At 64.2% G+C, this 5630-nt stretch carries 4 protein-coding genes; 3 read left to right on the top strand and 1 reads right to left on the bottom strand.

The window, feature by feature from the left end; genetic code table 11:
• Positions 1-238: 238 nt before the first annotated feature.
• Positions 239-2212: a sigma-54 interaction domain-containing protein gene (locus tag BFQ00_RS15945; RefSeq protein ID WP_065934073.1), complete on the bottom strand. Its 1974-nt coding sequence runs from the start codon at positions 2210-2212 to the stop codon at positions 239-241.
• A gap of 174 nt (positions 2213-2386) precedes the next feature.
• Between BFQ00_RS15945 and BFQ00_RS15940 the strand changes: the two genes are divergently transcribed.
• The 3 genes from BFQ00_RS15940 to BFQ00_RS15930 are packed head-to-tail and all read left to right on the top strand — an operon-like array spanning position 2387 to position 5112.
• The gene (locus tag BFQ00_RS15940; RefSeq protein ID WP_065934072.1) at positions 2387-3391 is read left to right on the top strand and encodes a Gfo/Idh/MocA family oxidoreductase; all 1005 of its coding nucleotides are present in this window, start codon (positions 2387-2389) and stop codon (positions 3389-3391) included.
• A 29-nt stretch (positions 3392-3420) separates the two neighbouring features.
• Positions 3421-4167: a TIM barrel protein gene (locus tag BFQ00_RS15935; RefSeq protein WP_065934081.1), complete on the top strand. Its 747-nt coding sequence runs from the start codon at positions 3421-3423 to the stop codon at positions 4165-4167.
• 18 nt (positions 4168-4185) lie between these two features.
• A complete protein-coding gene (locus BFQ00_RS15930) occupies positions 4186-5112 on the top strand; it encodes a sugar ABC transporter substrate-binding protein (RefSeq protein ID WP_065934071.1) in 927 nt (308 codons plus the stop codon).
• Positions 5113-5630: the final 518 nt, after the last annotated feature.

Genomic DNA, 5630 nt, shown 5'->3' with positions numbered 1-5630 from the left:
CCAGTGCGGCTAACCCGGCGTCCTGCCGGGTTACCCACGGATTCAAGCCTGCGTTCGGCCAGCGTGGTTTAACGGGGCGCCTGAGATCAAAAGCGAAAGCGCGGCGGCCTTAGAGCCGACCGGTATCTTTTGCCGATCCGCGATCCAAATGTGGGAGGGGGCTTGCCCCCGATGAGGGAGAGTCAGTAAGTACATCAGTGACTGACACACCGCCATCGGGGGCAAGCCCCCTCCCCCATTAGTAACCGCCCACCGGCCTGCGAAAATCCCCGGCATTCAACCCGAACCGAGTCATCTTGTTGTACAGCCCGCCCCGGGATACGTTCAACTGCCGGGCGGCCAGGCGGATATTGCCGCCGGTGCTTTTGAGCGCGGCGACGATGGCATGCATTTCGTGGCTGCTCAGGTCCTGGGTGGGTTGCGGCGCATAGCCCTGGGCCAGCGCACGGGGCTTGCTGTCCAACGGCAAGTCGCCCGGCTGGATCAACTCGCCCATGGCCAGGTTGGTCGCCCGTTCGATGGCGTTTTCCAGCTCGCGCACGTTGCCCGGCCAGGCATGGGCGCAAAGCAGGGCCAGCGCGTCCGGCGCGAAGCCCTGCACCGTTTTACGCAACGAGCGCGCGCAGCGCTTGAGGAAGTGCCGCGCCAGCAGCGGGATGTCTTCGCGGCGCATCCGCAGCGGCGGCACCGTCAGGTTCAGCACATTCAGGCGGTAATAAAGATCTTCGCGAAACGCGCCGTCGGCCACTGCCTGGCTGAGATTGCGGTGGGTGGCGGCGATGATGCGCACATCCACCTGCCGTGCGCTTTTTGCGCCGACTCGCGCGACTTCACCTTCCTGCAACACCCGCAACAGACTGACCTGGGCGTCGAAGGACATGTCGCCAATCTCATCCAGGAAAATGGTGCCGCCATCGGCCAGCTCGAACTTGCCCGCCGAGCCGCCACGGGCCGAACCGGTGAACGCGCCCTCGACATGCCCGAACAGTTCACTCTGCACCAGGTCCCGTGGAATCGCACCGCAGTTGACCGCCACGAACGGGCCGTGGCAACGCTCGCTGGCGTTATGGATAGCCTGGGCGAACAACTCCTTGCCGGTGCCGCTTTCCCCGAGAATCAGCGTGGTGGAATCACTGCGGCTGGCGATGCGCCCCAGGTGCAGCGCATCCTGGATCGCCCGCGAGGTGCCCTGGATGGTGTCGAAGGTATACCGCGCCTGGGTGCCGACAATGCGCCGGGTAATTTCACGGATGCGCCGGTTTTCGCGCAGCGACACGATCACCCCGCCCTGCTCCAGTGGGCACACCGAGACCAGGCAGGCGAGTTGGCTGCGGTCATGCAGGTGGAATGTGCAATCCAGGTCGCGCACAGCCTCACCCAGCACCTCGCTCAATTCACTGCGGCCCAGGCGCTGGAAGGGACTGCCAATCAGCTCCAGCCCCACCCCGAACAGCTGGCGGGCATAGCGGTTGAGCGCCTTGATGCAGCCGCGTTCATCCACCACCACGAGGCCTTCGTTGAGCACTTCGAGCACGGTTTGCTGTTCCTCCAGCAACGCCTGCAGCGCCATTTGCCGCGACACGGCTTCAGCGGCCGCCTGCACGGTGCCCAGGGTATGAAAGTGAAACCAGCCGGGTTCGGCGGTGAGCGTCAGCACGGCCAGGGTCTGGCCCTGGGCGTTCTTGATCGGCGCGGCGGCGCAGTGCATGCGGCGTTGACGCAGGCCGACCGCGAAATTTTCTTCGGCCAGCACGTACACCAGATGATCTTCAGCCAGCGCCAGGCCGGTGCAGTTGGTGCCCTGCACCGATTCGAGCAGGCGACTGCCCACGGGGGTGATATCCAACCCGCAGAAATACAAGGTGGTGCCGTGGGCGTCAGTGAGGTTGATATGCCCGCGCGGGTTGTACGCCAGCAAGCCCTGCATGACTTGCGCGGCGGCGGCGATCAGCACGCGGTTGCTGGCCAGCGTGGCCGCCAGGCGGTCGGCGGCAATGAAGCGGTACGCGCTGTCGGCGGGGTCAATGCCGGCCTTGACGCTGCGCCGCCAGGAATCCCAGATCGTTTGACGCACCTCGGGCGGGCGCTGCACCTGGCCGCGCAGGCAGGCCTGCCACGCCTGCTCCAACGCCGCGACCGGGCCATCGTTGAGCGCGGCGGGGCCGAGCGTCGTCAGGTAATCGAGGTCTTGCGCACTGATCGCCAGGCTCATAAGCGGGTTCCATGTTCATGTTTTCGACATGTCAGCATAGACATGTCATTGAAATGAACACTCTATTTTTTAAACCTGTTAGATATCAGCAAGTTATATTCTGGCACAGCCCTTGCTCTTGTCTCCTTGCCCACCAGGACCGTCCTGGGGCCAACAATAAGAAGGGGGTCATACATGAATACCAAACGCATCCGCCTGGGCTTGATCGGTGCCGGTCGCATGGGCAGCTTCCACGGCCTGACGGCCGCCCGCCACATCCCCGGCGCCTGCCTGGCCGCCATCGCCGACCCTACCCCAGGGCAAGCCGCGCGTCTGGCGGCGGAGCTGGGTGTGGACAAGGTCTACACCGACCCACAGCAACTGCTCGACGACCCGGACATCGACGGCATCCTCATCGCCGCCCCCGCCCGCAGCCATGCGGAACTGGTGATCAGCGCCGCCCGCGCCGGCAAGGGGATCTTCTGCGAGAAACCCATGGCCATCACCCTCGAGGAAGCCGACCGCGCCATCGCCGCCGCCGCCGATGCCCGTGTGACCCTGCAAGTCGGCTTCAACCGGCGCTTCGCCAAGAGCTTTCGCAGCGCTCACCTTGATGTGGCCGCAGGACGCATCGGCACCCCGCAGTTGCTGCGCTCACTGACCCGCGACCCGGCGCTGAACAACCCTGGCGCCTCACCGCAATGGGTGATTTTCCTGGAAACCCTGATCCACGACTTCGACACCCTGCGCTACCTCAACCCCGGTGCCGAAGCGGTGCAGGTGCAGGTGATGGCCGACGCGCTGATCGCCCCGGCATACAAAAGCCGAGGCTTGCTCGACACCGCCGTGGTCACGATCCGCTTCGATAACGGCGCGATTGCCACCGCCGAAGCCAGCTTCCAGGCGGTGTATGGCTACGACGTACGCGGTGAAGTGTTCGGCAGTGCCGGCATGCTGACCATGGGCGGCGTGCAGGCATCCGACCTGGTGCGCTACCAGGCCCAAGGCATCCAGGCCGACACCCAACGCCTGGACACCGACCTGTTGCGCGACGCCTACATCGCCGAGCTCAACCACTTTGTCGACTGCCTGCGCAGCGGCGCCAAACCCCTGGCCAGCGGCGAAGATGCCCGCGCCGCCCTGGCGATTGCGCGCGCGTGTATCGAGTCCTGCGAGCAAGGCACGGCGGTGAGCCTGTGATCCCGTTCAAGCTGGCGGTCAGTGCCGAGATGGTGTTCCTGGACCTGCCGTTCGTGGAGCGGGTCAAACGCATTCATGCACTCGGTTTCAGCGCCGAAATCTGGAGTTGGACAGACAAGGACATCAACGCCCTGGCCGCGACAGGCGCGGACTTCACCTCGATGACCGGCTACATCAGCGGCACGCTCACCGACCCTGACGGTATCCGCCATTTGCTCGACAGCGCCCGCGAATCCCTGGGCATTGCCGAGCGCCTCAACTGCCCCAGCCTCAATCTGCACGGCACCGGCCTGGGTGACGGCGGCCTGCCGGTGCAGCCCGTCAGCCACACCTCCGGACGCATGTGGCTGAGCGCCTGCAAGACCCTGGAAAAGATCGCACGCCTGGGCGAGGACGCCGGCCGTGTGTTCCTGCTGGAAAACCTCAACACCGAGCTGGACCACCCCGGCACCCCGTTCGCCCGTGCCGCCGACACCCTGGCCCTGATCGAAGCGGTGGGCAGCGCGCATTTGAAGATGAACCTGGACCTGTACCACGCGCAGATCGGCGAAGGCAACCTGATCGAACTGATCCAGCGCGCAGGCCCCGCCATCGGAGAAATCCAGGTGGCCGACGTGCCCGGACGCCAGGAGCCCGGCACCGGCGAAATCCACTACCCGGCGATTGCCAGGGCGCTGCATGCCATGGGCTACAACGGCGTGGTCGGCCTGGAAGGCTGGGCCAGCGGCGACAGCGACAGGGCCCTGGAGCGTTTCCGCCAGGCGTTCACCCTATAACAACAAGAGGAACACCTTATGCATCGCTATTCATTGATCGTGGCCACACTGTTACTGCTGTTGAGCCAATCAAGCTTTGCCGCGTATCGCATCGGCGTGAGCATCGCGCGGGTCGACGATAACTTCATGACCTACGTGCGCACCGGCCTTGAAGCAGCCGCCACGCAACAGGACGTGCAGATCCAGTTCGAGGACGCCCAGGGCGACGTGGTGCGCCAGCTCAATCAGGTCGAAGGCTTCCTCAACCAGAACGTCGACGCGGTGATCGTACTGCCGGTGGACACCGCCGCCACCGCCAACATCACCCGCGCCGCCGTCGCCAGCAACACCCCACTGGTGTACGTCAACCGTCACCCGGATGAACGCACATTGCCCAAGGGTGTGGTCACCGTGGCGTCCAACGACATTGAGGCCGGGCAATTGCAGATGCGCTATCTCGCGGAAAAACTCGGCGGCAAGGGCAACGTGGCGATCATCATGGGCGACCTGGCGCAAAACGCCACCCGCGACCGCACTGAAGGCGCCAGGCAGGTGCTCAAGGAATTTCCGGGCATCAGGATCGTTGAGCAGCAAAGCGCCGAATGGCAACGCAGCAAGGCCATGGACCTGACCAGCAACTGGTTGCTGGCGGGCACGCAGTTCGACGCGATCGTGGCCAACAACGATGAAATGGCGATTGGCGCGGCCATGGCGTTACAGCAGGCGGGCAAGGCCAAGGGCGAAGTGGCGATTGTGGGGATCGACGGCCTGCCCGATGGACTGGCGGCGATCCGGCGCGGCGTGCTCAGCGCATCGGTGTTCCAGGACCCCAAAGCCCAGGCGACCCAGGCCATGCAGGCGGCAGTGCGGATGATCAAGGGCGAGCCGATTGAGTCGGAGGTGTGGGTGCCTTTCGAGCTGATCAAGCCCGAACAGGTGGCCGTCTTCGAGCAACGCTACAAATAAATCGAAGGCAAGCCCCCTCCCACACAAACAACGTATCCACGATGCGAAGCGAGCCGCTCTTGATCTGCTTTTGATCTCAGGCGCCCCGTTAAACCACGCTGGCCGAACGCAGGCTTGAATTCGTGGGTAACCCGGCAGGACGCCGGGTTAGCCGCACTGGGCCAGGGATGGCCCATTGCGGCGGCCCACGGATTCAAGCCTTCGTTCGGGCACACCGAGCCTAAGCGAGGTGCCGAGTGGTGGGGCATGAGCGTTTTGCTTACTTTTGCGCTTTTCAAAAGTGAGCCGCTGTAAAAGCGGAACCATTAGCAGCCGTAACCGCAGAAACGGATATGTACTCGATCTGATCCAACATACTGGTCGGCCCCGAGGCCGCCATCGGGGGCAAGCCCCCTCCCACATTTGGATCGCGGATCGACACACGATACCGGTCGGCTCTAAGGCCGCCGCGCTTTTGATCTTGATCTTAGGCGCCCCGTTAAACCACGCTGGCCGAACGCAGGCTTGAATTCGTGGGT

The sequence above is a fragment of the Pseudomonas sp. 28 E 9 genome, from assembly GCF_900004785.1.
Taxonomy (GTDB): Bacteria; Pseudomonadota; Gammaproteobacteria; order Pseudomonadales; family Pseudomonadaceae; genus Aquipseudomonas; species Aquipseudomonas orientalis_A.
This window is presented reverse-complemented; position numbering and strand designations above follow the sequence as displayed.